Raw genomic sequence first — 1227 nt, 5'->3', positions numbered from 1 at the left:
CAAATTACGCTAGTAGACCGTAAAGCGAGCCACTTGTGGAAACCACTGTTGCATGAAGTTGCAACGGGTTCTTTGGACGAAGGTGTTGACGCTTTGAGCTACCGTGCTCATGCGAAAAACCATAGCTTCGATTTCCAAATGGGTAGCCTTCAAGACATCGACCGTGAACGTAAAGTGATCATTTTAAGTGAGCTGAAAGACGAACACGGTGAACTTCTTATGCCAAGCCGCGAGCTAGAATACGATCTTCTAGTGATGGCGATTGGTTCAACATCGAACGATTTCAACACTCCAGGCGTTCGCGAAAACTGTATTTTCCTAGATAGCCCAGAACAAGCGCACCGTTTCCGTACAGAAATGAACAACGAGTTCCTAAAGCTGCATGCGAAAAACGGTAATGGTACAGTGGATATCGCGATCGTTGGTGCTGGTGCAACGGGCGTTGAGCTATCGGCTGAGCTGCACAATGCCGTGAAAGAACTTCGCACTTACGGGTTTGGTGATCTAGATTCAAGCAAGCTGAATGTTAATCTGATTGAAGCGGGCGAGCGCATTCTTCCTGCATTGCCACCACGTATTTCGTCTGCGGCGCATCAAGAGCTTGTTAAGCTGGGTGTAAACGTTCGTACAGCAACAATGGTGACTAAGGCGGAGAAAGACGGCCTAACTACCAAAGATGGCGAAAAGATTCCTGCGCAAATCATGGTTTGGGCTGCGGGTATCAAAGCACCTGATTTCATCAAAGACATTGCAGGTCTAGAAACAAACCGTATTAACCAATTGGTTGTGAAAGGAACACTGCAAACAACGCGTGATGACGATATTTTTGTTATCGGCGATTTGGCGCAATGCACACAACCAGACGGCTCATTTGTGCCACCTCGTGCGCAAGCTGCGCACCAAATGGCTAGCCAAGCGTTCAGCAACATTGTGGCGAAGCTAAATGGTCGTGAGTTGAAAAACTACGTGTACAAAGACCATGGTTCTTTAGTGTCTCTAAGCCGCTTCTCTACAGTAGGTAGCTTGATGGGTAACTTAACCAAAGGGTCGATGATGGTTGAAGGCCGTATTGCACGTGTTGTTTATATCTCACTATACCGCATGCACTTGATGGCACTTCACGGCGTGTTCAAAACAGGCTTGATGATGCTGGTTGGCCGCATTAACCGTGTATTGCGTCCAAACCTTAAGCTTCACTAGTATCGGCGATTCAGCCAGTTTCAGTGT

General features: G+C 47.4%; 1 protein-coding gene. It reads left to right on the top strand.

Features of this window, described 5'->3' with window-relative positions; all coding sequences use genetic code 11:
* The coding region (locus R7M72_RS25095) for an NAD(P)/FAD-dependent oxidoreductase (RefSeq protein WP_318056459.1) at nt 1-1200 on the top strand (1200 nt) is incomplete at its 5' end.
* Nucleotides 1201-1227: the final 27 nt, after the last annotated feature.

The organism is Vibrio sp. YT-18, from assembly GCF_033337345.1.
Taxonomy (GTDB): domain Bacteria; phylum Pseudomonadota; class Gammaproteobacteria; order Enterobacterales; family Vibrionaceae; genus Vibrio; species Vibrio alginolyticus.
Note: the sequence above shows the minus strand (reverse complement) of the source record. Positions and strands in the feature narration are given on the sequence as shown.